This window comes from Pseudomonas sp. WC2 (assembly GCF_050586545.1).
GTDB lineage: Bacteria > Pseudomonadota > Gammaproteobacteria > Pseudomonadales > Pseudomonadaceae > Aquipseudomonas.
In genome coordinates this window covers 24,438-48,395 of the sequence record NZ_JBOBDR010000008.1, presented here as the reverse complement: position 1 = coordinate 48,395, position 23,958 = coordinate 24,438, and the positions used below count along the sequence as shown (strand labels likewise).

The following is a 23,958-nucleotide window of genomic DNA, read 5'->3' as shown; positions in this document are numbered from 1 at the left end:
GCTCGCGAAGAGGGAGTGTCAGTCGACATCTACATCGACTGATTCACCGCATTCGCGAGCAGGCTCGCTCCCACATTTGGATCTACGGTATTACTTAGGCGATTTCGGCGACAACCGAAGCCAACGCCTGCGCCGGATCAGCCGCCTGGCTGATCGGACGGCCAATCACCAGATAATCGGAACCGGCATCCAGCGCCTGACGCGGGGTCAGAATGCGGCGCTGATCGTCTTGCGCGCTGCCCGCCGGACGAATCCCCGGGGTCACCAATTGCAGCGACGGGTGCGCGGCTTTCAGCGCAGTGGCTTCCAGCGCCGAGCACACCAGACCGTCCATGCCAGCCTTCTCGGCCAATGCGGCCAGACGCAGCACTTGTTCTTGCGGCTCGATATCCAGACCAATACCGGCCAGATCTTCACGCTCCATCGAGGTCAGCACGGTCACGCCGATCAGCAATGGCTGCGGGCCGCTGCGCTTGTCCAGCTCTTCACGGCAGGCAGCCATCATGCGCATGCCACCGGAGCAGTGCACGTTGACCATCCACACGCCCATCTCGGCAGCGGCTTTCACGGCCATCGCGGTGGTGTTGGGAATGTCGTGGAATTTCAGATCGAGGAACACTTCGAAACCCTTGTCACGCAGGGTGCCGACGATTTCAGCGGCGCAACTGGTGAACAGTTCCTTGCCCACTTTGACCCGGCACAGTTTCGGGTCCAACTGGTCGGCCAGCTTCAGTGCGGCGTCACGGGTAGGGAAATCCAGGGCGACGATGATAGGAGTCTGGCAGGCGGACATGAATGGGCTCTCAGGCAGGACGAAATCGGCGCGCATTGTAGCGGAACCGGCGGCGGCGCGGCACCCGATGATCGGTAAATCGTCGCGCCAACCGTGATCAGCATAGCGTCCGCTGCTATTGTGTCGACTCCGATACACAACCGACACGCCGCCAACACGCGCCCGCGCTAGCCTCGCCAGCCGCAACACGCCCTTACATCAGCACTTCCCGCCTCACGGCAGGACGCCTATGCTGAAACCACAACCTCGCAGCCCATCTTTGTGGTTGGCGGCCTACTGGCAGATGAACAGCCCCATGCACAACACCCAAACGACCGCGACGGATGAGCCAAAAGACGACAAGCGCTGGAGCATCCGCGCGCTGATCGTCGACGACGATGTGCCGATCCGCGAGCTGATGATCGATTACCTCGCCCGCTTCAACATCCACGCCAGCGGGGTCACCGACGGCGCGGCCATGCGCGTGGCGATGCAGGCCGAACACTTCGATGTGGTCGTGCTCGACCTGATGCTGCCCGGTGAAGACGGTCTGTCGCTGTGCCGCTGGCTGCGCGCCGAATCGGATATTCCGATCCTGATGCTCACTGCGCGCTGCGAACCCACCGACCGCATCATCGGCCTCGAACTGGGTGCCGATGACTACATGGCCAAGCCGTTCGAGCCGCGTGAACTGGTCGCGCGCATCCAGACCATCCTGCGCCGTGTGCGCGATGACCGGACCGAGCAACGGGCCAACATTCGTTTCGACAACTGGCGCCTGAACAGCGTCCTGCGCCAATTGATCGCCGACGATGGTCTGGTGGTGCCGCTGTCCAACGCCGAATTCCGTTTGCTCTGGGTGTTCATCGAGCGTCCGCGCCGGGTGCTCAGCCGCGAACAATTGCTCGACGCCGCCCGGGGTCGTTCGATCGAAGCGTTCGACCGCAGTATCGATCTGCTGGTGTCGCGCCTGCGGCAAAAACTTGGTGACGACCCGAAGGCCCCGCAGTTGATCAAAACCGTACGCGGTGAGGGTTACCTGTTCGACGCGCGGGACATCGGCTGATGCGGGCGCGCTTCGACACGCTGTTCGGCCGCCTGTTTGGCGTGCTGTTCGTGGCGATTGTCCTGGCGCACCTGCTGGCCTTCACCTGGTTCCGCCTCTACGGCCCGCCCCCGCCTCCGCCGCCGCCGGAATTTTCCCAAGGCGCGGACGGCCAACCGATAGCGCAAGACCCACGCTACCCGCCACGACCACCGCGCCCGTGGTTCGGCGGCCCGGTGGTGCCCCTGACCTTTCAATTCATCACGCTGATGATCGCGGCGTGGTACGGCGCCAAACTCCTCAGCCGCCCGATCCAGCGCCTGAGCGACGCCGCCGAACGTCTCAGCGAGGACCTCGACAGCCCGCCACTGGACGAGTCCGGCCCGCGCGAAGCACGGCAAGCGGCGCACACCTTCAACCTGATGCAGCAACGCATTCGCGAACAAGTGCAGCAACGCGCACGCATGCTCGGCGCGGTCTCCCACGACCTGCGCACACCGCTGTCGCGCCTGAAACTGCGCCTGGAAAACATCAGCGATGAAAAGCTCCAGGGCCAGATGCGTCAGGACCTCGACGACATGATCGGCATGCTCGACGCCACCCTCACCTACCTGCACGAACAGCGCACCAGCGAAGCCGTGCAAATGATGGACGTGCAGGCGCTGGTCGAATCGCTGAGCGAGAACGCGCAGGATCAGGGCGCTGATGTGCAGGTCAGCGGCCATTGCGCGCCAATGCCGGTGCAGCCGATGGCATTGCGTTCGTGCATCAATAACCTCATGGACAACGCCTTGCGTTATGCCGGACAGGCGCAGATCGAATTACAGGATCAGCGCGAGCAATTGCTGATTCGCGTGATCGACCACGGCCCGGGGATCGCCGCCGACAAACGCGAAGCCGTGTTTGAGCCGTTTTATCGATTGGAAGGCTCGCGCAATCGCAACTCCGGCGGCGTCGGGCTGGGTATGACCATTGCACGCGAGGCCGCGCAGCGTTTGGGCGGGCAATTGAATCTGGAAGAAACTCCGGGCGGTGGCCTCACGGCTGTCATCCGCCTGCCGCGCACCTGATAACACCGCTCCCACAGGGGTTCAGCGGTGTTCATTGCATCTGTGTACCACCCGGTACAAACCTCACATACGCCCGACACCTTGCGCCCTGACCCTGCATAAGCCGGTACACCCACCGGTTTTCCAGTCCAAGGAGTGAGCCCGATGATCGGTAGCGTCAGCAACTACACGAGCTATACCAGCACCAGCAGCACCGCCACGCAGAACGCGCGCAGCACGCAACTGCAAAAAGAACTGTTCGCCAAACTCGACAGCAACGCCGACGGCGCGGTGGATCAGGACGAACTGAAAAGCGCCCTGTCGCAAAAGTCCGACGATGGCCTGCTGGTCAGCCTGAGCAAACAGTTCGGCGATCTGGACAGCGACACCAGCGGCAGCCTCAGCGCTGACGAAATGACCGCCATGGCGCCGCCACCGCCACCGCCGCAAGATCAAGCGCCAGACACCGATCTGGCCGACGCCCTGATCAGCGCCCTCGACACCGATGGCGACGGCGCCATCAGCAGCGACGAACTGAGCAGCGGCCTGACCAGCGCCGGCAGCACCGCCGACAGCACCGAAATTTTCTCCGCCCTGGACAAGAACAAGGACGGCACCGTCAGCCAGGACGAACTCACCGCCAGCCTGCCCCCACCGCCACCGCCACCTCCACACATCAACAGCGACGAACTGTTCAGCCAACTCGACAGCGATGGCGACGGCAGCGTCACCGCCACCGAACTGAGCAGCGCCCTGCAAACCAGCGCCAGCTCGACTTCAACCACCAGCACTGACACCAGCGCAGCGCTGCTCAAGGTTCTCGATAGCGACAGCAGCGGCGGCGTGAGCAGCGATGAATTGAAAGCGGCTTTACAGGCAGGGCGTGAACGGCCGGATGAAGAGCAGACCGCTTCGACGCAGAGCACCACTGAAGCGCTGAACCGCATGATTGCGAACTTGAGCAAGCAATACTCGCTGGAAAACACCGCGTCGGTGGGCAAGTATTTGAATGTGGCGACGTGAATTGATCCGGTGAAGGCTGATCGTTTCCAAGTGGTGCGCTTGGAGACGGTCATTTGATGACATCCGAGAAAAATTGCCTGGCCGGAACCACCTTTTCGCAAGCAGGGTCGCTCCCACAGTTTGAACCGCATCCACCGGCCAGAGAGTGGGCGACTGGAAGGTCGCCATCGCCAGCAGGGCGAGCTCCCACAGGGGGATTGCATGCAGTCAGCGAGGATTGGTCGGCTGGAAGGCCGCCATGTCTTAAACCCGGGCCTGACTCTTGCTCCAGTCCGTCAACAAACTGTAAGCCACCGCCAACAACGTAGGCCCAATAAACAACCCGATAAACCCAAACGCAATCAGCCCGCCAAATACCCCGAGCAATACAATCACCAACGGCAAATTCCCACCACGGCTGATCAGATACGGCTTGAGCACGTTATCCACGCCACTGATGATGAACGTCCCCCAGATCCCGAGAAACACCGCCATCCCGTACTCACCCTTCCACGCCAGCCAAGCCGTCGCCGGCACCCACACCAACGGCGGGCCCATCGGAATCAGGCTCAGCAGAAACGTCACAATCCCCAGCACCAACGCCCCGGGCACGCCGGCAATCAGGAACCCGATCAACGCCAGAATCGCCTGCGCCGCCGCCGTCCCGATCACACCGTTGACCACTCGCTGCACCGTACCGGCCACCAGCTCGATGTAATACCCGGCGCGATCACCGATCAAGCGCTCCAGCAGACTGTGCACAAACGCCGCCAGCCGTGGCCCGTCCCGATAGAAAAAGAACACAAAGACAATGCTCAGGGTCAGCTCGAGAATGCCGCCGCCAATCTGCGCACTGCGCGCCAGCAACCAGTTGCCCACCTGCCCCAGATACGGTTTGACCGAGACCATCAGCGCTGCGCCTTGCTGATCAATGCTGTTCCACAGCCCGACCAGCCTCTCCCCTACGAACGGCACAGTCCCCAGCCACACCGGTGCCTCCGGCAGACCGTCAACCTGGACATCCTTGATGAACGCCGTGGCATCGCGCACATGATCCGCCAGATTGAAGCCCAGCCAAACCAATGGCGCCGCCACCAGCAACATCCAGCCCAAGGTCAGAATCGCCGCCGCCAACGATTCGCGACCATTGAGCCAACGGGTCAGCAGACGCATCAGCGGCCAACTGGCGAATGCCAGCACCGCGCCCCAGAACAGCGCCGACCAGAACGGGGCCATCACCCACAGACTGGCGCCGAACAGCACCAGCAAAAGGATCTGCACCAGCAGGCGATCGTTATTGAGCATGTAGAATCTCGAAAAAGTCAGTCAGGCCAAGAGTAGGCGAACCCGCCGTGCGTGCTCGCTCGTCACAGCTTAACGCAACAGGTCGATGCGCAGGCCAGAGCCTTCGACAGTGCCGGTTTCCATCCGCGCGGCACGCACGCCCTGATTGATCAGAGCCTGACGCCAGGCCTCGGCCTTGGGTCCGGACACCGTCACGCGCAAGGTCGTGTCGAGGTTGAGTCCACGGGAAATCAGACGCAACCAGGTGTCATCGGGATCATCGACTCGATCTGGGAAATCCAGTTCGCCGGTGCTTTTGAGCTGACGCAACAGGGTTGCCGATGTCGGCAGCAGCTCACCCAGCGGCGCCGTCGCTTCGAACTGTTCGACGTGCAGATAGGCTTTGCGATTGCCGCGAGTGATGCTGTACAGCGCCACCAGCGTGTTGTCCCGCGGCGGTGCCAGTCGCAACAGCAGATACGCTTGCTGCTCATCCGAACCGTACAGTTTGGAATTGCCGAACACCTCGTTGGCCCACAGGCTGCTTTCCCCGCAATCGCGGGCCTGGCACCAGAACAGCAACTCGGCGTCCTGTTTCTGCAAGGCTTCACGGGCGGCGGTGAACGCTTCAGTGGCGGAATGTTCGGGGGGCAATTCGTATGTCACGGAGGTGGTTTGACCGCGCGCGGTCACCTGACCGTCGAAACGCAACTGGCCGCTGATCTTGCGGATCGAGCCCGTCGGATAGATGCGCTCCAGCTCGGCCGGAGGGCGATAGTCGACGATCTGCGCATCGGCCAGTCGTGGCACGATCTGCAGATCGTGACTGCCCGGCACATCGGCGGCGAATGAAACGGAACTGAAACAGCACAGTGCCAACAGACTGAGTGACCGCATAGTCAGCCTCATCGGATCGGCATGACTGAGTGATTCGGGGTCGCAGCGGTGTATAGATCCATCGTGGTTGTCTCCCATTTCAACCCGCCCAGCCTCGACAGTTGCCCACGGCAAGTCAAGGAATGGCGAAGAAGCGATTGAAACAGTCTGCGACAAGACCCGCGCCCGACTCGTCGTTCAGGTGCAAATGGTGCCCGCCGGGCAGCTGTTCCCGGCTAAAGGGTAGACGCTCCAGCAGCTCCGGATGTTTGGCCAGCATGCCATCGGCGGCAACCACCAGATGTGCCGGGCAACTGACCCGCAGGGCGAAGGCCATCGCTTGCTCCTGGGTCAGACGCAGCGGCGACGGCAGGGTCAGGCGATTGTCGGTGCGCCAGGTGTAGCCGCCGGGCACTGGCATCAAACCGCGTTGCGCGAGCAGTTCGGCGGCTTCGCGACTGACCGCCACTAAGCCTTTCATCCGCGCTTCGATCGCACGGTCGAGGGTGTTGTAGACCGGTTTGCGCTTCTCGCGCAGATCCAGTTGCGCTTGCAGGGCCATGCCCATCCGCTCGGCAGCGTTTTCGCCTTTGTCCGTAGGAGGAATCACGCCGTCGATCAGCGCGAGATGGCTGACGCGCTCCGGCATCGAGCCGGCCAACACCATGGAAACGATCGCGCCCATCGAATGCCCGAGCAGGCCGAAACGCTTCCAGCCCAGTTGTTCGGCGACTTGCAACACGTCATGGGCGTAGTCCCACAGCGCATAACCGGCGCCGTTCGGTCGATGCCCGGAATGCCCGTGCCCGGCCATGTCCAGGGCAATGATGCGCAAGCCTTTGAGCTTCGGCGCCAGCCGGGCGAAGCTGTTGGCGTTGTCGAGCCAGCCATGCAAGGCAATCACCGGCACGCCGTCTTCTGGACCGAACAAATGCGCGGCCAATTCGATATGCGGCAGGCTCAGGCGCACTTCTTCGAAGGTCGGGCTCATGCGCAATCCTTGTCCTGACGGTTTTCCCAGCGGCTGAACAGAGTCTTCAGCAGGCGTGCGGTGTCCTGCGGCCGTTCCAATGGAAACATGTGCCCACCGGGCATGCTCAACGCCTCGCCTTGGGCCAGACGCGAAACGAAACGGGTGTGATGGCGCATGACCACGCGGCTTTTGTGTCCGCGCACCACGGCCAGCGGCACCTGCAATTGCCGGGTACGGCCAGGGCTGGTGTGCGGCACACCGCGATAGATGCTGATTTCAGTCGCCGGATCGAAGCGCAGGCGCAGCTTGTCGCCGACTTGGTGCAAGCCGTGTTGCAGATAGGCATCGAAACATTCCGGATCGAATCCACGAAACAGGGTTTTGCCGGCGAAATAGCTACGCGCACTGGCGAGATCGGCAAACTCTTCGCGGCGGCCCAACGTGCGCCCGGCCGGGGTCAGTTTGTCGATGAAGCCGAAACGTTTGGCAGCGCGGATCACCCACTGATCGGTGCGGGTCAATACCGGCGAATCGAGCATCACTACGCCGCGATACAGCTCAGGGCAACGCAGCGCCGCATGTAAATGCAGCACGCCGCCGAAGGAATGGCCGACACCCCACACCGGTTGATCCTGCTGCTGCAAATGGTGGATCAGCTCGTCAACGAGGTTGTACCAGTTGTCATCCGCCGGAAAGCGCGGGTCATGGGCATGCTGTTCCAGATGCGCGACCCGATACTCGGGCGCCAGCGCCGCGAACAACTTGCCATAGGTGCCCGAAGGGAAGCCGTTGGCGTGGGCGAAAAAGATCGGTTGCGACATACCGGTAAATCCATGGGCGGGAAACGTGGCGTTGATTGTCCGTAAGACCGCGCCCCACAGCAATGACCGTAACTGCCAGGAATGATGACAGTCCGGTCAGCGTGATGGTGTGTCAGGGAGATAGCTTCCCCCCTCACCCCAACCTCTCCCCCAAGGGGGCGAGGGGGAAAGGGCGCAGATCTGCATGAGTTTCAAAACCTGAGTTCGGCTCGATAACTCAGGTCGGCGCAACTCGAACATCCAGCCCGGTCAGTCCCCTCTCCCTCTGGGAGAGGGTTAGGGTGAGGGGCTTTTTCGACATCAACGCGCCGGCGGCTGCTCGCCCAACGGCACCACCGCCATGGTCAACCGCGACACGCAACTGGCCTTGCCTTCGTCACTGGTCAAGCGGATATCCCAGACGTGGGTGGTGCGGCCGATGTGAATGGGTTTGGCCACCGCCGTGACCCGTCCACTGCGCAAGCCGCGCAGATGGTTGGCGTTGATCTCAAGCCCGACGCAGTAAAACTTGCTGGCATCAATGCACAAATAGCTGGCCATCGAGCCGACGCTTTCCGCCAGCACCACCGACGCGCCGCCATGCAGCAAACCGTAAGGCTGATGGGTGCGATGATCGATGACCATGCTCGCGGTCAGCGATTCTTCGTCGAACGACTCGAAGCGGATGTCGAGCACTTCGCCGATGGTGTTTTTCTGAATCGCATTCAACTGCTCGATGTTGGGAGTGGTGCGCCACAAGCTCATCGCAGACTTCCTTTGTTGTTGTAGTGGTCGCTCAATCCTGCCACAGCACCGCCTCGCTGCGCTCGCTCCATTCTTCGAAGCGCGCGCCGTAAGTGTCTTCGATGACGTTGCGCTTGATCTTCAAAGTCGGCGTGAGAAAGCCGTTCTCCACCGCCCAACTGTCCTTGACCACCACCAGTCGGCGCAGGCGTTCGTGCTTGTCGAGGACGGCGTTGACCTCTTCCAGGAGTTTTTCCAGGCTCGAATGCAGACTCGCCCGGCCCTCCTCCTGATTGACCGTCGACAGCACGCACAAGCCCAGCGGCGCGCTCAATCCGTCGCCGACCACACAGACCTGTTCGATCCGTGAATGCACGGCCAAGCGGTTTTCGATCGGCGCCGGGGCGACGTATTTGCCTTTGCTGGTCTTGAAGATTTCCTTGAGTCGCCCGGTCAGGCGCAGACGTCCCTCGGCGTCCTGCTCGCCCTTGTCACCGGTGCGCAGAAAGCCGTCTTCTGTGATCGTCTCAGCGGTTTTCTGCGGCTCCTTGAAGTAGCCGAGCATGTTCGCCTGACTGCGCACCTGCACTTCGCCCAGCTCATCGATGCGCACCTCGACATCCGGGCACGGTTTGCCGATCCAGCCCTGTTTGTACTGGCCCGGCAGGCAAATGTGCGAATAGCCGCAACTCTCGGTCATGCCGTAAACCTCAAGCACATCGAGGCCGAGCTTCTGATACCAAGTGAGCAACGTCTGCGGCACCGGCGCCGCGCCCGACAACGCCACACGCAAAGCGTCCAAGCCCAGCCCAGCGAGGACTTTATGCCCGACCCGCTTACCAATGAACGGCAGGCCGAGGAGGAAATCCAGACGTTTAGCGGGGATTTTGCTGTACACGCCCATCTGGAATTTGGTCCAGATCCGTGGCACGCCGAACATCGCAGTCGGCCGCGCCCGCTGCAAATCGGTGATGAACGTGTCGAGGCTCTCGGCAAAGAACACCGTTTGCCCGGTGTAGATCGACGCCAACTCCACGAACATGCGCTCGGCGACATGGCACAGCGGCAAGTACGACAACAGCCGGTCGTTCTCGTTAAGGCCGAACAAATGCGTGCCACGGGTCGTGGCGAAACCAAGATTGGCGAAGCTGTGCATCACGCCTTTTGGCAGCCCCGTGGTACCTGAGGTGTAGATGATCGTTGCCAGTTGCTCGGCGGCGGGACGCGGGTCGTCCTGGATCGGCGAACTGCGTTGCAAGTCGGACCAGCTGAAATCGAACGCGCCGGGCGGGTGCAGCGGCAGGCTGATGGTCGGCAGATCCGCGGGCACACCTTTGGACATGTTCGACCAGTCATCAAGTTTGCCAATAAACGCCAGTACGCTCTCCGAATGGTTGAGCACCTGCGCCACGGAGTCGGCGGTGAGATTGGGATAAAGCGGAACCGAAACATGGCCGGCCATCCAGATGGCGAGGTCGGCGATGATCCAGTGCGCGCAGTTTTTCGAGATCAGGGCGATATGACTGCCTTGCGGCAACTCCCGCGCCCGCAACCAATGCGCAGCGCAGCGAGCCTGATGGCCGACGTCGGCCCAGCTCAGGGTCTCGACTTGCCCGCCGCCGGTGGGCTGAACCAGAAAGCGCTGGCGCGGATGCCGGGCTTCACGTTCGTAAAACACGTCCAGCGGCAATCGGAAGGCGGCAGACATGCGACTCGCTCCTGTGATTTTGGTCTGGAGCAAGCGTAGTCAACCAAGCAAGTGCTTGGTTGGAAAATTCACACAAATAATTTCATGAATGGCAGAAACCAGTGTGGGACCGAGCCTGCTCGCGAATGCAGGCTGTCAGGCACCTCATCGGTGAATGACACTCCGCTTTCGCGAGCAGGCTCGCTCCCACAAGGGATCGGCGTTAAGGATGTTTGAGGCTGTTAAGCGTCATCGAGCCAATCAGCAGCTCAGGGCTTTCCAGCTCCGCCAACCCGGCCGTGCTGACCCGCTCCGGCGGATGCCCGGCGCCATGCTGCAGATAGCTCAGCAGATTGCCCACCAACGGGTTGTGGCTGACCAGCAGAACATTACTCACCGATACCAATTGATCGGTGACCTTGTCCGGATCAACCTCCGGCGTCAGCCATTCAACCGTACGAATCTCCGGCTCAAAACCCAGCGCCTCGCGGACAATCTGCGCGGTCTGCTGCGCGCGCAAATAAGGGCTGGCGTAGATCGCCGTCAGCGGCTGGCCGATCAAGTGGGCGGCGGCGCTCAAGGCTTCCTTGCGACCATGATCGGTCAGTTCACGTTCGGAGTCGGGGCAAGAGCCGTAAGGCACGGCCTCACCGTGACGCAATACCCAGAGTTTCATAGCTTGGGCTCCTCATCCCGGACCGGATGCGGTGCGGGGGCGACGGCGTGCGGCGCTTCACCTTCCGGGGTACGCGGCGCTGGCCAGTCGGCGAACGGCCACGGTTTCTGATCACTGTGAAAACTGCCGAAACGGCCAATCTGCGCCAGAAACTGGCTCAGGCTGTCGCCGAAGTTCATCAGGCTGGCGCTCGGGGCGCCGTAGATCAAACGATAGATCAGTTGCACCAGCACCACCGCGCCGAGGATGAACTGCGCCACTTGCCAGACCAGCACATAGACGATCATCCACAACACCCGCAGGAGGATGGATTCGTACTTGGCTTCGGTTTTCGGATCGTTCATGGCTTGCTCCGTGCTGGGGTCTCAGTTGAAACCACTGGTGGAAATAAAGTCGACGTCGGTTTTCGGCTCGGCTCGCATCAGTAGACCAATCACCTGCTCCAGCGTGCGTCCCTCAAACAGGATCGCGTGCAGCCCGGCGACCAGCGGCATGTACACGCCGACTTCTTGGGATTTGGCTTTGAGCACTTTCAGCGTATTCACGCCCTCAGCGACTTCACCGAGGCGCGACACTGCTTCGTCGAGGCTCAGGCCCTGACCGAGGGCGAAACCGACCTGATAGTTGCGGCTCTTCGGCGACGAACAGGTGACGATCAAATCACCGACGCCAGCCAGACCGAGGAAGGTCATTGGGTTGGCGCCCTGATTCACCGCAAAGCGAGTCATCTCGGCCAGCGCACGGGTGATCAGCATGCTTTTGGTGTTCTCGCCCATTTCCAGGGCCACCGCCATGCCGGCGATGATCGCGTACACGTTTTTCAACGCCCCGCCCAACTCGACGCCGAAACGGTCGGCGCTGGCGTACACGCGGAAGGTGCGACCGTGTAATGCGGCTTGCACGGCTTTGCAGAGTTCTTCGTCTTCGCTGGCGACCACCGTGGCGGTCAGCGCGTGCTCGGCGATCTCGCGTGCCAGGTTCGGCCCGGAGAGCACGCCGATGCGCGCATTCGGCGCGATCTCTTCGAGGATCTGGCTCATCAGCTTGAAGGTGTGCGCTTCGATGCCTTTGGTCAGGCTGACCAGCATCTTGCCGCTCAGGCGCTCGGCGTGGGCGGCGAGCACCGTGCGCAACGCGCTGGACGGCAGCGCGACAAAGCACAAATCACAGGCGTCGAGGGTTGCTTGCAGGTCGGTGACGGCAGTCACGCCCGGCAGAATCTTGATGCCTTTGAGGTAACGCGGGTTTTCGCGATTGACCCGGATGGCTTCAGCCTGCTCGGGGTCTCGCATCCACTGCAGGACTTGATGGCCGTTCTCGGCCAAAAGATTGGCCACGGCGGTACCAAAACTTCCGCCTCCCAGGACCGCAATCGGGCGCTGTTCAGTCATATGCAATCCGTTAATCCATACCAGTGGCGATGGCGGCATTATACGGGGCGACCCGGTCGCGGCCAGCCCCCGCAACAATTACCGACACTTGTAGGAAGAAGACCAATAAAACCTAGGAAAATGCCTGCAACGTGACTGGAAAAGTCGCTGCCCTCGGTTAACATGCGCGCCAATTCTTTTCTCTATAGGCTGCGTTGTGCTTTTTGGCCCTCCCTCACCGCGTTCGTCATTATTGCTGGCGCTGCTGTTCAGCCCGGCGTTACTGGCGGATGACCTGTTTGTCGACAGCGAAACGCTGCCGCAGGTGCTGACGGCCACGCGCCTGAAACAAACCCCGGCGGAAGTGCCGGGAAGCATGACCGTACTCGACAGCGAATTGATCCACGCCAGCGGCGCCCGCGACATCAGCGAACTGCTGCGGCTGGTGCCGGGCATGATGGTCGGCAACATCAATGGCAATCAGGCGGCGGTCAATTACCACGGCACCAATGCCACCGAAGCGCGACGCATGCAGGTGCTGATCGACGGCCGCTCGGTGTATCGCGCGGGTCTGGCGACGGTGGACTGGAGCGATATCCCCGTGGCGATGGAAGACATCGAGCGCATCGAAGTCTTTCGCGGGCCGAACACTGTCAGCTACGGCGCCAATGCGCTGATGGCGGTGATCAACATCATCACTCGCCACCCGGCGGACAGCCACGGTACGCGGCTGAAATACACCCGTGGTCAGCGCGGCATCAATGATTTTTATGCCAGCCAGGGCACTGTCTGGGATGGCGGCGATCTGCGTTTGTCGCTGTCCGGCCAGGAAGACGATGGCTTCGACAGCGATCGCAGCGGCGCCGACTACCGCGACAGCCGCCGCTTGACCCGTTTCAACCTCGCCGTCAGCCATAGCCTCAACGACGACCAGAGCCTCGACTGGCAGCTCAACGCGAAGGACGGCAGCAATCAGCGGCCCTACACCTACCGCCCGGTGTTCTCCGGGATTACCGATGCTGGTAACAATTCCGACGTAGTGGCCAAGGATTACGCCGGCTCGCTGCGCTGGAATCTCGACATCAATCCCGATCACAGCCTTTATGTACAAGGTTCAGCGCAGCACTGGGATCGCCAGCAAGTGTGGCGCGCCTGTGATGCCGAAGTGTCGTTCAGCCCCGAGTTGACGCAACTGTGGCAGCTCAACCCGAATTACACCGAACGCCTGGCACGCAACATCACCCAGTTCACCGGCCCCGGCGCAGCACCGGGCACACCGCAGGAAATGGCCTTGGCCAATCGAGTGCTCGATCAGTGGCGCAACGGTGCCAGCCAGACCTTGTGCGGCGACATCGACCAGAGCGCCCGGGAATCGCGCTACGACCTCGAACTGCAAGACACCCTCAGTCTGTCCGACAGCCTGCGTCTGGTCAGCGGCATGAACTATCGTTACGACCGCGCCGACTCCGAGACCTATTTCAACGGCACGCTGGACGACACCACATGGCGCGCCTTCGGCCAATTGGAATGGCGCGCCACCGAACACTGGCTGTTACAGGGCGGGGCGATGTTCGAAGACACGCAACTGATCGGCAGTTCGCTGACCCCGCGCTTTGCCGTCAATTATCTGATCAACCCGCGTCACGGCCTGCGCGCGGTGTACTCGGAAGCGATCCGTTCGCCGGACATGTTCGAGAACAACGTCAACTGGAGCTATCAGGTCAGCAACCTGCGGCCCTCGGCTTATGGGCAGTCTTCGGCGCGTTACTTCGTCAAGACCCGAGGCCCCGGCGATCTCGATCAGGAACACATGCGCTCGCGGGAGTTGGGCTACAACGGCTATTTCGCCGAGCTGGGTCTGGCCGTCGATGTAAAGCTGTTCTATGACGAAATCACCGGGATGATCAGTGAGCCGCTGCGCAACAATCAGTACATCGCCAGTAACGCTAACAGCTCACGCTTTCGCGGCACGGAAACCCAACTCGACTGGCGCGTGAGCCTCGCCGATCGCTTGCGCTTCACTTACGCCTTCGTCGACGCTGAAGCGAGCAATCCACTGGATCAGCAGTTCACCTCGCGCAACAGCGGTTCGGCCGGATGGCTGCGCGATTGGGGCCATGGCTGGAACAGCGCCCTCTTCTATTACGGCGACAACGCGCTCAATGGCTACCGCTTCGAACGGGTCGACACGCGCATCGCCAAACGTATCCCGTTGGGCAAAGCCCAGTTGCAACTGGCCGGGGTGCTGCAACAGCGTCTCGACCATGAGCCGACCACCTTCGTCGACAACAATTACGACGAACGCCGGGTGATGTACTTCAGCGCCGAGCTGGAGTTTTAGGATGCGTTACGGGCAATCACGGAAGATACCAACCCTTGGCCACTGGCTGGCCGGGGTCTGTCTGTTCTTGACCGCATGGCTGCATGGCGTCGCGGTACAGGCCGCCGACATTCTGCTCACCGGCGCCGAGGAAAGCCCCGGCGTGCAGGCGTTCGTTCAAGCCCTCAGCGAATTGCGCCCGACCGATACCGTGCGTTTCCAGCCGCTGGCGAGTCTGCCGGCGCCGGGCAAACTGCCGGCCAACCTGCGTCTGATCCTGCTGGATTTACCGGCCCTCGACTGGCGCCTGCAGGATTCTCAAGGCCCGGCGACGCTGGTGCTGCGCATCAGTCGACTACAAGCACGGCAGCGTTTGGGTGATGTTCAACCGACGCGCCTGAGTCTGCTGTGGAGCGATCCGCCGCTGAGCCGGCAATTGCAATTGATCCGGCGAATTTTGCCGCAGGCCCGTCGCATCGGCGTGCTGTTCGATCAGCACAGCGAATTTCTGCTCAAAGAGCTGCACCAGGCCGCGCAGCCGCTGAATCTGGAAATCGTCACCCAGCGTTGGGACAACACGCAAGACAGCCGCCCCCTGCAAGCGGTGCTGAAAAACAGCGATGTCTTGCTCGGCCTCGACGATCCCGATTTATACAACCCGAAGACCGCGAAAAACCTGCTGCTCAGCAGTTATTCGCGGCAGGTGGCGTTGATCGGACCGAACATTGCCTTCGTCCGCGCCGGCAGTCTGGCCAGCACCTACAGCGACCAGAGCGACTGGCTGACGATCCTCGATCATTTGCTCGACCAGCCCACGGCCACCTGGCCGCGAACGCTCTATCCCGCACACTTTAAAGTTTCAAGTAATGCGCAAGTCGCTCGTTCATTAGGCATCGAACCCTTGAATGAAGCCTCTGTCGCCAGCGAGCTGGCCGAAGGAGAACGCCGCCCATGAGTTTTCGTCGCCGTTGGGACATCAACACCCGCACCCAGCTGATCAGCTTGGGCCCGGCACTGTTGCTGACGTTGTTGCTGATCAGCTTCTTCACCTTTGTGCGCATCCAGGATTTGCGTCAGGAGCTGAACCACACCGGCCAACTGATCGCCAACCAACTGGCGCCTGCCACCGAGTACGGGGTGATTTCCGGCAACAACGAAGTGCTGGAGAGCCTGCTCAAAGCCACGCTGGCCACGCCCAACGTGCGCTTTCTGGAGGTGCAGGACAGCGCCAACCGGATTCTGGTCTACGTCGAACAACCGGCAGCCATCCACAATCGCCCGCATCAGGTGGAGGTTTTTCAGGCACCGGTGCGACTGCAGCGCATCGCCCTGCACAACGATTTTTTTCAGGATGGCAAAGGCAGTAACAGCGGCGCCAGCGAGGATTATCTGGGACGGGTGATCGTCGGTCTGTCCAACGACGCGTTCAGTCAACGCCAGCAGGAAATTCTGCTCAAGGCCGGGATCCTCGCGCTGTTCGCCCTGCTCTTCACCTTTGTATTGGCGCGGCGTCTGGCCGGCAGCCTGTCGCAGCCGATCCGCGATATCGGCGATGCGGTGAAGGCGATTCAGGACGGCGACTATAAGACCCCGCTGCCGATCGTCGATGACACCGAACTGGGCGCGTTGTCGCAGCACATCAACAATCTCGCCCAGGCACTGGAGCAGGCCAGCCGCGAGCAGCATCAGGCCATGGCGCAACTGATCCAGACCCGTGAAGAAGCGGAAAAGGCCAACAACGCCAAATCCGATTTCCTCGCGATGATGAGCCATGAATTGCGCACGCCCATGAACGGTGTGCTGGGCATGCTGCAATTGCTGGAAACCACCGAGATGACCGAGGAGCAGGTCGAGTACGCCGCCCTCGCCTCGGAATCCACCGAGCACCTGTTGAAAGTCATCAACGACATTCTCGACTTCTCGCGCATCGAGCGTTCGGAACTGGAGCTGGAACACATCCCGTTCAATCTCGCCGAGCTGATCGGTGCCTGCGCGCAGTCGTTCCAGCACAGCGCCGTGCAACGCGGGCTGGCGCTGAACCTGCGTATCCCCGACGACATGCGCAGTTTGCAGGTACAGGGCGATCCGACGCGGATCCGGCAGATTCTGGTCAATCTGGTCGGCAACGCGTTGAAGTTCACCGAACAGGGCCGGGTCAGCATCGAGGCGCAGTGGCAGTCGCTGGATCACGAACTGCTATGGTTCACCTGCTCGGTGCGCGACAGCGGCATCGGTATTTCGTCCGAGAGCCTGGAATTGATGTTCAACGCATTCCAGCAGGCCGACAGTTCGATTTCGCGGCGTTACGGTGGCACCGGCCTCGGTTTGCCGATCGCCCGCACGCTCGCTGAACGCATGGGCGGCACACTGCGCGCGCAAAGCGAAGAAGGTCGCGGCTCGGTGTTCACCCTGGAAATTCCGTTGGCACTTTATAAGCAGGCGTTGCCGCCACTGGCCGCGCCACGGGCACTCAGTGGCAACGGCCATGGCGGAGGGCGTAACGTCTTGCTGGTCGAAGACAATCCGGTCAACCAGACTGTGATCGAAGCGATGCTGCGCAGTCTGGGCTTTACTGTCAGTGTGGCCACCGATGGCGCGCAAGCAGTGCGCAGTGCCGAGGACGGCGCGTTCGAAGTGATTTTGATGGATTGCCGCTTGCCGATTATCGACGGTTACGAAGCGACCCGGCAGATCCGCCGTCTGCCCGGACGTACGGACATACCGATCATCGCGCTGACCGCCAATGCCTTGCAGGGCGACCGCGAAACCTGTCTGGCCGCCGGCATGAACGATTATCTGGCCAAGCCGTTCAAACGCAATGACCTACAGCAGATTCTGCAGCGCTGGGTGCAGTAGTGACGGCTTTTCGACCATCTGCGACTGGCGTGAAAAGCGAAAGTGCGGCAGTCTTAGGCACCCGAACGGGCCTCAAAAGGGGCTTGATTAAAAATTTCAGTGCACAAGTGTACATTCATGTCCTTGGTGCTGTGACTTTCACCACAACGCAATAGTCTATGAGTAGGCTGCCGGTTCGAGGCATGAACGCTTCGAACGGTCGGGAAGATTTGCCCCACCTGCCGCATGGGATTATTGAGGAGCTCGCATGACCAAACAAAACGCCTTTACTCGGGAAGATCTGCTGCGCTGCAGTCGCGGTGAGCTGTTCGGCCCAGGTAACGCGCAACTGCCCGCCCCGAACATGCTGATGGTGGATCGCATCACCCATATCAGCGAAGAAGGTGGCAAGTACGGCAAAGGTGAATTGGTCGCCGAACTGGATATCAACCCTGACCTGTGGTTCTTCGCATGCCACTTCGAAGGCGATCCGGTGATGCCGGGCTGCCTGGGTCTGGACGCCATGTGGCAATTGGTCGGCTTCTTCCTGGGTTGGCAAGGTCTGCCGGGCCGTGGCCGTGCGCTGGGTTCGGGCGAAGTGAAATTCTTCGGTCAGGTTCTGCCGACCGCCAAGAAAGTCACCTACAACATTCAAATCAAGCGCGTCCTCAAGGGCAAGTTGAACCTGGCCATTGCCGACGGTTCGGTGTCTGTTGACGGTCGCGAAATCTACACCGCCGAAGGCCTTCGCGTCGGCGTGTTCACCTCCACTGACAACTTCTAAGGGTTATTCGCATGCGCCGCGTCGTTATCACTGGTCTGGGCATTGTTTCGTGCCTGGGCAATGACAAAGAGACCGTCTCCGCTAACCTGCGTGCAAGCCGCCCTGGCATCCGGTTCAACCCGGAATATGCCGAAATGGGTCTGCGTAGCCAGGTTTCCGGCTCCATCGACCTCAACCTTGAAGAGCTGATCGATCGCAAGATCTATCGCTTCGTCGGCCACGCAGCGGCATACGCCTACCTGGCCATGAAAGACGCGATCACTGACTCCGGCCTGACCGAAGAGCAAGTGTCCAACCCGCGCACTGGCCTGATCGCCGGTTCCGGCGGTGCTTCCACGCTGAACCAGATGGAAGCGCTGGACATCCTGCGCGAGAAAGGCGTGAAGCGCGTTGGCCCATACCGTGTAACGCGGACCATGAGCAGCACCGTTTCCGCTTGCCTGGCCACGCCGTTCAAGATCAAAGGCCTGAACTACTCCATCGCTTCTGCCTGCGCCACCAGTGCTCACTGCATCGGTACCGCCATGGAACAGATCCAGATGGGCAAGCAGGACATCGTTTTCGCCGGTGGCGGTGAAGAAGAGCACTGGAGCCAGTCGTTCCTGTTCGACGCCATGGGTGCTCTGTCCAGCAAGCGTAACGACACGCCGGAACAAGCTTCCCGTGCCTACGACGCTGACCGTGACGGTTTCGTCATCGCTGGCGGTGGCGGCATGGTCGTGGTTGAAGAGCTGGAACACGCTTTGGCCCGTGGCGCCAAGATCTACGCCGAAATCGTTGGCTACGGCGCAACGTCCGACGGCTACGACATGGTTGCCCCAAGTGGCGAAGGCGCGATCCGCTGCATGCAGATGGCGATGTCCACCGTCGACACCCCGATCGACTACCTGAACACCCACGGCACTTCGACTCCGGTCGGCGACGTCGCGGAAATGAAAGGTGTGCGTGAAGTGTTCGGCGACAAGGCTCCAGCGATCAGCTCGACCAAGAGCCTGTCCGGTCACTCCCTGGGCGCCGCCGGCGTTCACGAAGCGATCTACTGCATGCTGATGATGGAAGGCAACTTCATTGCCGGTTCCGCCAACATCGACGAGCTGGACCCTGAAGTGGCCGATCTGCCGGTGCTGACCAAGACCCGCGAAAACGCCACCATCAACACCGTGATGAGCAACAGCTTCGGCTTCGGCGGCACCAACGCCACGCTGGTACTGAAGCGCTGGGAAGGCAAGTAATTCTCCCCGCTTGAGCCACACATGAAAACGCCCCGACTGGTTCGGGGCGTTTTTTTTCGTCTGCAGAAAATGGCACTTACACCGCTAACCCCTGTGGGAGCGAGCCTGCTCGCGAATGCGATATTTCAGTCACCTTATCATCGTCTGACCCACCGAATTCGCGAGCAGGCTCGCTCCCACAGTGGACTTGCCCAGCGTCTGGAGATGAAACTTCTGTCATGAAACTTTGCCCCCTGCGACCGAATGTCGCGGATTCAGCGGGCTGCAGCACTGTTGCATAAAACGCAACAACACCTTGCACAAATAAGCCGTTTACTTAGCAAGCTAACCAATCATATAAAAGAGTCCTGCACACGCCTTGCTGCAGATAACTTGAGATTTGGAGCTAGCAGATGACTGTAAAAGTAACTGAACGCGACGATTCACACATGTCCCACGAAGGCGTAGCCGCCGGTATCCGCATCTGGGACGTGCATCAACAAGACTTGCTGGTCGGCATGTTTCACAACGAGATCGATGCCCACAACTACAAGGCCGAACTCGAAGTGCAAGAGCAGCAACGGGATCTGAAATCCGCCTGATTCAACCACAGCATTGAAAACGACAAACCCCGCCATGAGCGGGGTTTGTCGTTGTTGCAGCTTTATCGATTTACCACATCAGATCATCAGGGATCTGGTAGGCCGCATACGGATCGTCTTCGGTGCTGACTTCTTCGGTCTGCACGTTGAGCTGCACGATGCGCTGCGGGTCGCGCTCCTGGATCTTCAGGGCCGCTTCACGGGGAATCACTTCGTAACCACCGGCATGGTGCACGATCGCCAGCGAACCGCTGCTGAGCTTGTTGCGCATCAGCGTGTTGACCGAGATGCGCTTGACCTTCTTGTCGTCAACGAAGTTGTAGTAGTCCTCGGTGGTCAGCTTCGGCAGACGGGAGACTTCGATCAGTTGCTTGACCTGAGCGGCACGCGCCTTGGCTTCAACTTTCTCCTGCTGTTGGCGGTTCAGCTCCTGATCGCGCTTGACCTTCTCGGCCTTGGCTTCCTGAGCGGCGCGCTGTTGCGAGTCATCCAGTTCGATCTGGCCTTTGTGGGCCAGACGCTGCTGCTTCTGCTTGTCCTTGCCGACCTGTTTGGCCTGCTTTTGGTTGACCAGGCCTGCTTTGAGCAACTGGTCGCGAAGGGAAATACTCATGGGGCTTACTCACTTGGGCAGTTGCTCAGCCGCAGCTGGGCGCATTCTTTTCCTGACGTTTGGCTTCACCCCACAGGGCGTCCAACTCTTCGAGGGTGCAATCTTCTATGGGACGGTGGGTGTCGCGCAATGCCTGTTCGATAAATCGGAAACGTCTTTCAAACTTGCCGTTGGCGCCACGCAGTGCGGTTTCCGGATCGACCTTCAGATGCCGGGCCAGATTGACCACGGAAAACAGCAGGTCGCCGATCTCGTCCGCCACAGCCACGGGATCGTTTTCCGACATGGCTTCGAGCACTTCATCGAGCTCTTCGCGGACTTTGTCGAACACCGGCAAGGCCTCCGGCCAGTCGAAACCGACCTGCCCTGCACGCTTCTGCAGCTTGGCTGAGCGCGACAGTGCCGGCAGCGTGGCCGGCACGTCATCAAGCAGGGACAGTTGTTCGGGCGCAGCGGAGTGCTCGGCGCGTTCTTCGGCCTTGATCTCTTCCCAGCGTTGCTTGACCTGCTCTTCGCTCAAGCGCGGCACGTCGAGCGGTGCGTACAGATCGCCCGTTGGAAACACATGGGGATGACGACGGATCAGTTTGCGGGTGATGCTGTCGATCACCCCGGCGAATTCGAAGCGCCCTTCTTCCTTCGCGAGCTGGCTGTAATAGACGACCTGAAACAACAGATCGCCGAGCTCGCCCTGCAAATGATCGAAGTCGCCACGCTCGATGGCATCGGCCACTTCGTAGGCTTCTTCGAGGGTGTGCGGAACGATGGTCGCGTAGGTTTGCTTGATGTCCCACGGGCAACCGAACTGCGGATCACGCAGACGGTTCATCAGGTGGAGCAGGTCTTCAAGGCTGTACATCATTTATCTCTCAACACAAAACCTTGTGGGAGCGAGCCTGCTCGCGAAAGCGGTGTGTCTGCAACAATGTTGTCGACTGACACGCCCTCTTCGCGAGCAGGCTCGCTCCCACAGAGAAACCACATCACGGAGTACGGTTACGCCGCGTTTCGATGATGTTCGGCAACTGGGAAATCCGTCCCAGCAACCGCCCCAGCGCATCCAGACCCGGGATCTCGATGGTCAGGGACATCAACGCGGTGTTGTCTTCCTTGTTCGAGCGGGTGTTGACCGCCAGCACGTTGATCCGCTCGTTGAGCAGCACTTGCGAAACGTCACGCAGCAGACCGGAGCGATCGTAGGCGCGGATGATGATGTCCACCGGATAGGTGAGCACCGGCACCGGGCCCCAGCTGACCTGGATGATCCGCTCAGGCTCGCGCCCGCCCAGTTGCAGCACCGAGGCGCAGTCCTGACGGTGAATGCTCACGCCACGGCCCTGAGTGATGTAACCGACGATTGCATCGCCCGGCAGCGGCTGGCAGCAGCCGGCCATCTGCGTCATCAGGTTGCCGACGCCCTGAATCTGAATGTCGCCGCGCTTGCCCGGTTTGTAGCCGGTGGCTTTGCGCGGAATCAGCTCCAGTTGCTCGTTACCGCGTTCCGGCTCGACCAGTTGCTGCGCCAGGTTGACCAGTTGCGCCAGGCGCAAGTCGCCGGCACCGAGGGCGGCGAACATGTCTTCCGCGGTTTTCATGTTGGCCTTGTCGGCCAGCTTGTCGAAATCCACCGCTGGCAGACCGAGGCGCGTCAGTTCGCGCTCGATCAGGGTTTTACCGGCCGCAACGTTCTGGTCGCGCGCCTGCAATTTGAACCAGTGAACGATCTTCGCCCGCGCCCGCGAGGTGGTGACGTAACCGAGGTTGGAGTTCAGCCAGTCGCGGCTCGGCGTGCCGTGCTTGCTGGTGATGATCTCGACCTGCTCACCGGTCTGCAGGCTGTAGTTGAGCGGCACGATGCGCCCGTTGATCTTGGCGCCACGGCAGTTGTGGCCGATCTCGGTGTGCACGCGGTAAGCGAAGTCCAGCGGCGTCGCGCCTTTCGGCAAGTCGATGGCGTGACCGTCGGGGGTGAAGATGTAAACCCGATCAGGCTCGATATCGACGCGCAACTGTTCAGCCAGACCGCCGATATCGCCCAGCTCTTCGTGCCACTCGAGCACCTGACGCAGCCAGGAGATTTTCTCTTCGTAATGGTTTGAGCCGGATTTGACGTCGGTGCCCTTGTAGCGCCAGTGCGCGCAGACGCCGAGCTCGGCTTCCTCGTGCATCGAGTGCGTACGGATCTGCACTTCGAGAACCTTGCCTTCCGGGCCAATCACCGCGGTGTGCAGCGAGCGGTAGCCGTTCTCTTTAGGGTTGGCGATGTAGTCGTCGAATTCTTTCGGGATGTGCCGCCACAAGGTGTGGACGATACCGAGCGCGGTGTAGCAGTCGCGCATTTCCGGCACCAGCACGCGCACCGCACGCACGTCGTAGATCTGGCTGAACTCCAGACCCTTGCGCTGCATTTTGCGCCAGATCGAATAGATGTGTTTGGCCCGGCCGCTGATGTCAGCGTCGACGCCGGTGGCCTGCAATTCGTCCTTGAGCTGGGTCATCACATCAGCGATGAAACGCTCGCGATCCAGCCGTCGCTCGTGGAGCAACTTGGCGATCTGCTTGTATTGATCCGGCTCGAGATAACGGAAGGACAAGTCCTCCAGTTCCCATTTGATATGACCGATGCCGAGGCGGTGCGCGAGCGGCGCATAAATGTCGAAGACTTCGCGGGCGACCCGGTTACGCTTTTCATCGTCGGCGGTTTTCACCGCACGGATGGCGCAGGTACGCTCGGCCAGTTTGATCAGCGCAACACGCACGTCGTCGACCATCGCCACGAGCATTTTGCGCAGGTTTTCCACCTGCCCTTGCGTGCCCATGACCATCGACTGACGCGGGCTGAGGCTGGCGCTGATCGCGGCCATGCGCTGCACGCCGTCGATCAGCTTGGCCACCACCGGGCCGAAGCGCTGGCCGATAGCCGCGAGTTCGATCTGGCCTTCACGTACGCCGCGATACAGGACCGCCGCGACCAGCGAATCCTGATCGAGCTTGAGGTCGGCGAGAATCTCGGCGATCTCCAAACCAGTACTGAAACTGCCGGAGCCTTCGGCCCACAGATTCTTCTTGGCATTGGACTGTTGTTCGGCCTCGCGAGCGAACTCGCAGGCTTCTTTCAAGGCTTCGCGATCCAGTGCCAGATCGACACTGACCGCGTGATCGAGCCAAGCCTCGAGATTGATACTGCCGTCAGTGTTGATCGGCTGGTGTGCTCTCACCTGTACCATCTTGCTTTACCTTCCCTACGACGCAGATTCAATGCGTCAAATCGCTGACCTCTGCTGCCCGTTTGCGCTCGCGGGGCTAATGCGAGCG

22 protein-coding genes are annotated in these 23,958 nt (G+C 60.8%); 9 read left to right on the top strand and 13 right to left on the bottom strand.

Features of this window, described 5'->3' with window-relative positions; translation table 11 throughout:
• Nucleotides 1-94 precede the first annotated feature (94 nt).
• On the bottom strand, nt 95-793 hold the full coding sequence (gene pyrF / locus ACQ4OE_RS11675) for an orotidine-5'-phosphate decarboxylase (protein WP_430946719.1): 699 nt from the start codon (nt 791-793) through the stop codon (nt 95-97).
• 295 nt (nt 794-1,088) lie between these two features.
• Here pyrF and ACQ4OE_RS11670 point away from each other — a divergent pair, with 295 nt between their 5' ends.
• The 3 genes from ACQ4OE_RS11670 (at nt 1,089) to xopAW (ending at nt 3,889) form a co-directional block, all read left to right on the top strand.
• Nucleotides 1,089-1,838, top strand: coding sequence for a response regulator (locus ACQ4OE_RS11670; protein WP_008087827.1), 750 nt, complete (start codon nt 1,089-1,091; stop codon nt 1,836-1,838).
• Nucleotides 1,838-2,887, top strand: coding sequence for an ATP-binding protein (locus ACQ4OE_RS11665; RefSeq protein WP_122592229.1), 1,050 nt, complete (start codon nt 1,838-1,840; stop codon nt 2,885-2,887). The genes ACQ4OE_RS11670 and ACQ4OE_RS11665 overlap by 1 nt, the downstream gene beginning before the upstream one ends.
• A 144-nt stretch (nt 2,888-3,031) precedes the next feature.
• Nucleotides 3,032-3,889 carry a XopAW family type III secretion system calcium-binding effector gene (gene xopAW / locus ACQ4OE_RS11660; RefSeq protein ID WP_430946718.1) on the top strand — a complete coding sequence of 286 codons (858 nt, stop codon included), beginning with the start codon at nt 3,032-3,034 and terminating at the stop codon, nt 3,887-3,889.
• 243 nt (nt 3,890-4,132) lie between these two features.
• On the opposite strand, the gene ACQ4OE_RS11655 is transcribed toward xopAW, so the two are convergent.
• The 9 genes from ACQ4OE_RS11655 to ACQ4OE_RS11615 form a co-directional block, all read right to left on the bottom strand.
• Nucleotides 4,133-5,173, bottom strand: a complete 1,041-nt coding sequence (locus ACQ4OE_RS11655) for an AI-2E family transporter (protein WP_430946717.1) — start codon at nt 5,171-5,173, stop codon at nt 4,133-4,135.
• Between the two features lie 69 nt (nt 5,174-5,242).
• The gene (locus ACQ4OE_RS11650) at nt 5,243-6,049 is read right to left on the bottom strand and encodes a DUF4892 domain-containing protein (RefSeq protein ID WP_430946716.1); all 807 of its coding nucleotides are present in this window, start codon (nt 6,047-6,049) and stop codon (nt 5,243-5,245) included.
• Between the two features lie 115 nt (nt 6,050-6,164).
• A complete protein-coding gene (locus tag ACQ4OE_RS11645) occupies nt 6,165-7,019 on the bottom strand; it encodes an alpha/beta hydrolase (RefSeq protein ID WP_430946715.1) in 855 nt (284 codons plus the stop codon).
• Entirely contained in the window at nt 7,016-7,822 is an 807-nt protein-coding gene (locus ACQ4OE_RS11640; protein WP_122592237.1) for an alpha/beta fold hydrolase, read from the bottom strand. The genes ACQ4OE_RS11645 and ACQ4OE_RS11640 overlap by 4 nt, the downstream gene beginning before the upstream one ends.
• Before the next feature lie 300 nt (nt 7,823-8,122).
• Nucleotides 8,123-8,566: a hotdog fold thioesterase gene (locus tag ACQ4OE_RS11635; protein ID WP_430946714.1), complete on the bottom strand. Its 444-nt coding sequence runs from the start codon at nt 8,564-8,566 to the stop codon at nt 8,123-8,125.
• Between the two features lie 31 nt (nt 8,567-8,597).
• Entirely contained in the window at nt 8,598-10,253 is a 1,656-nt protein-coding gene (locus ACQ4OE_RS11630; RefSeq protein WP_430946713.1) for an AMP-binding protein, read from the bottom strand.
• Between the two features lie 202 nt (nt 10,254-10,455).
• Complete coding sequence (gene sixA, locus ACQ4OE_RS11625; protein ID WP_122592243.1) at nt 10,456-10,908, bottom strand: phosphohistidine phosphatase SixA; 453 nt, start codon at nt 10,906-10,908, stop codon at nt 10,456-10,458.
• Nucleotides 10,905-11,252 (bottom strand): DUF4389 domain-containing protein, encoded by a 348-nt coding sequence (locus ACQ4OE_RS11620; RefSeq protein ID WP_122592244.1) that lies wholly within the window; start codon nt 11,250-11,252, stop codon nt 10,905-10,907. The genes sixA and ACQ4OE_RS11620 overlap by 4 nt, the downstream gene beginning before the upstream one ends.
• A 21-nt stretch (nt 11,253-11,273) precedes the next feature.
• On the bottom strand, nt 11,274-12,299 hold the full coding sequence (locus tag ACQ4OE_RS11615) for an NAD(P)H-dependent glycerol-3-phosphate dehydrogenase (RefSeq protein ID WP_430946712.1): 1,026 nt from the start codon (nt 12,297-12,299) through the stop codon (nt 11,274-11,276).
• Nucleotides 12,300-12,495: 196 nt separating this feature from the next.
• Between ACQ4OE_RS11615 and ACQ4OE_RS11610 the strand changes: the two genes are divergently transcribed.
• The 6 genes from ACQ4OE_RS11610 (at nt 12,496) to ACQ4OE_RS11585 (ending at nt 20,030) form a co-directional block, all read left to right on the top strand.
• Nucleotides 12,496-14,619 (top strand): TonB-dependent receptor plug domain-containing protein, encoded by a 2,124-nt coding sequence (locus tag ACQ4OE_RS11610; protein WP_430946711.1) that lies wholly within the window; start codon nt 12,496-12,498, stop codon nt 14,617-14,619.
• Between the two features lies 1 nt (nt 14,620).
• Nucleotides 14,621-15,553 (top strand): ABC transporter substrate-binding protein, encoded by a 933-nt coding sequence (locus tag ACQ4OE_RS11605; protein ID WP_430946710.1) that lies wholly within the window; start codon nt 14,621-14,623, stop codon nt 15,551-15,553.
• Nucleotides 15,550-17,454 carry an ATP-binding protein gene (locus ACQ4OE_RS11600; protein WP_430946709.1) on the top strand — a complete coding sequence of 635 codons (1,905 nt, stop codon included), beginning with the start codon at nt 15,550-15,552 and terminating at the stop codon, nt 17,452-17,454. The genes ACQ4OE_RS11605 and ACQ4OE_RS11600 overlap by 4 nt, the downstream gene beginning before the upstream one ends.
• A 247-nt stretch (nt 17,455-17,701) precedes the next feature.
• On the top strand, nt 17,702-18,217 hold the full coding sequence (gene fabA, locus ACQ4OE_RS11595; RefSeq protein WP_003172830.1) for a 3-hydroxyacyl-[acyl-carrier-protein] dehydratase FabA: 516 nt from the start codon (nt 17,702-17,704) through the stop codon (nt 18,215-18,217).
• Between the two features lie 11 nt (nt 18,218-18,228).
• Nucleotides 18,229-19,449 carry a beta-ketoacyl-ACP synthase I gene (gene fabB, locus ACQ4OE_RS11590; protein ID WP_007968959.1) on the top strand — a complete coding sequence of 407 codons (1,221 nt, stop codon included), beginning with the start codon at nt 18,229-18,231 and terminating at the stop codon, nt 19,447-19,449.
• 392 nt (nt 19,450-19,841) lie between these two features.
• The gene (locus ACQ4OE_RS11585; RefSeq protein ID WP_007917473.1) at nt 19,842-20,030 is read left to right on the top strand and encodes a hypothetical protein; all 189 of its coding nucleotides are present in this window, start codon (nt 19,842-19,844) and stop codon (nt 20,028-20,030) included.
• 70 nt (nt 20,031-20,100) lie between these two features.
• Here the strand turns inward: ACQ4OE_RS11585 and ACQ4OE_RS11580 are convergent, their stop codons facing one another.
• The 3 genes from ACQ4OE_RS11580 to relA form a co-directional block, all read right to left on the bottom strand.
• Complete coding sequence (locus ACQ4OE_RS11580; RefSeq protein ID WP_053122756.1) at nt 20,101-20,643, bottom strand: DUF2058 domain-containing protein; 543 nt, start codon at nt 20,641-20,643, stop codon at nt 20,101-20,103.
• 25 nt (nt 20,644-20,668) lie between these two features.
• Nucleotides 20,669-21,502 carry a nucleoside triphosphate pyrophosphohydrolase gene (mazG, locus tag ACQ4OE_RS11575; protein ID WP_430946822.1) on the bottom strand — a complete coding sequence of 278 codons (834 nt, stop codon included), beginning with the start codon at nt 21,500-21,502 and terminating at the stop codon, nt 20,669-20,671.
• Nucleotides 21,503-21,626: 124 nt separating this feature from the next.
• Nucleotides 21,627-23,870 carry a GTP diphosphokinase gene (gene relA, locus ACQ4OE_RS11570; RefSeq protein ID WP_064391594.1) on the bottom strand — a complete coding sequence of 748 codons (2,244 nt, stop codon included), beginning with the start codon at nt 23,868-23,870 and terminating at the stop codon, nt 21,627-21,629.
• Between the last annotated feature and the right edge of the window lie 88 nt (nt 23,871-23,958).

Excerpts from the sequence above, each read along its gene's own strand:
- pyrF (WP_430946719.1), bottom strand. The coding sequence starts at position 793 with ATGTCCGCCTGCCAGACTCCTATCATCGTCGCCCTGGATTTCCCTACC.
- ACQ4OE_RS11670 (WP_008087827.1), top strand. The coding sequence starts at position 1,089 with ATGCACAACACCCAAACGACCGCGACGGATGAGCCAAAAGACGACAAG.
- ACQ4OE_RS11665 (WP_122592229.1), top strand. The coding sequence starts at position 1,838 with ATGCGGGCGCGCTTCGACACGCTGTTCGGCCGCCTGTTTGGCGTGCTG.
- xopAW (WP_430946718.1), top strand. The coding sequence starts at position 3,032 with ATGATCGGTAGCGTCAGCAACTACACGAGCTATACCAGCACCAGCAGC.
- ACQ4OE_RS11655 (WP_430946717.1), bottom strand. The coding sequence starts at position 5,173 with ATGCTCAATAACGATCGCCTGCTGGTGCAGATCCTTTTGCTGGTGCTG.
- ACQ4OE_RS11650 (WP_430946716.1), bottom strand. The coding sequence starts at position 6,049 with ATGCGGTCACTCAGTCTGTTGGCACTGTGCTGTTTCAGTTCCGTTTCA.
- ACQ4OE_RS11645 (WP_430946715.1), bottom strand. The coding sequence starts at position 7,019 with ATGAGCCCGACCTTCGAAGAAGTGCGCCTGAGCCTGCCGCATATCGAA.
- ACQ4OE_RS11640 (WP_122592237.1), bottom strand. The coding sequence starts at position 7,822 with ATGTCGCAACCGATCTTTTTCGCCCACGCCAACGGCTTCCCTTCGGGC.
- ACQ4OE_RS11635 (WP_430946714.1), bottom strand. The coding sequence starts at position 8,566 with ATGAGCTTGTGGCGCACCACTCCCAACATCGAGCAGTTGAATGCGATT.
- ACQ4OE_RS11630 (WP_430946713.1), bottom strand. The coding sequence starts at position 10,253 with ATGTCTGCCGCCTTCCGATTGCCGCTGGACGTGTTTTACGAACGTGAA.
- sixA (WP_122592243.1), bottom strand. The coding sequence starts at position 10,908 with ATGAAACTCTGGGTATTGCGTCACGGTGAGGCCGTGCCTTACGGCTCT.
- ACQ4OE_RS11620 (WP_122592244.1), bottom strand. The coding sequence starts at position 11,252 with ATGAACGATCCGAAAACCGAAGCCAAGTACGAATCCATCCTCCTGCGG.
- ACQ4OE_RS11615 (WP_430946712.1), bottom strand. The coding sequence starts at position 12,299 with ATGACTGAACAGCGCCCGATTGCGGTCCTGGGAGGCGGAAGTTTTGGT.
- ACQ4OE_RS11605 (WP_430946710.1), top strand. The coding sequence starts at position 14,621 with ATGCGTTACGGGCAATCACGGAAGATACCAACCCTTGGCCACTGGCTG.
- ACQ4OE_RS11600 (WP_430946709.1), top strand. The coding sequence starts at position 15,550 with ATGAGTTTTCGTCGCCGTTGGGACATCAACACCCGCACCCAGCTGATC.
- fabA (WP_003172830.1), top strand. The coding sequence starts at position 17,702 with ATGACCAAACAAAACGCCTTTACTCGGGAAGATCTGCTGCGCTGCAGT.
- fabB (WP_007968959.1), top strand. The coding sequence starts at position 18,229 with ATGCGCCGCGTCGTTATCACTGGTCTGGGCATTGTTTCGTGCCTGGGC.
- ACQ4OE_RS11585 (WP_007917473.1), top strand. The coding sequence starts at position 19,842 with ATGACTGTAAAAGTAACTGAACGCGACGATTCACACATGTCCCACGAA.
- ACQ4OE_RS11580 (WP_053122756.1), bottom strand. The coding sequence starts at position 20,643 with ATGAGTATTTCCCTTCGCGACCAGTTGCTCAAAGCAGGCCTGGTCAAC.
- mazG (WP_430946822.1), bottom strand. The coding sequence starts at position 21,502 with ATGTACAGCCTTGAAGACCTGCTCCACCTGATGAACCGTCTGCGTGAT.
- relA (WP_064391594.1), bottom strand. The coding sequence starts at position 23,870 with ATGGTACAGGTGAGAGCACACCAGCCGATCAACACTGACGGCAGTATC.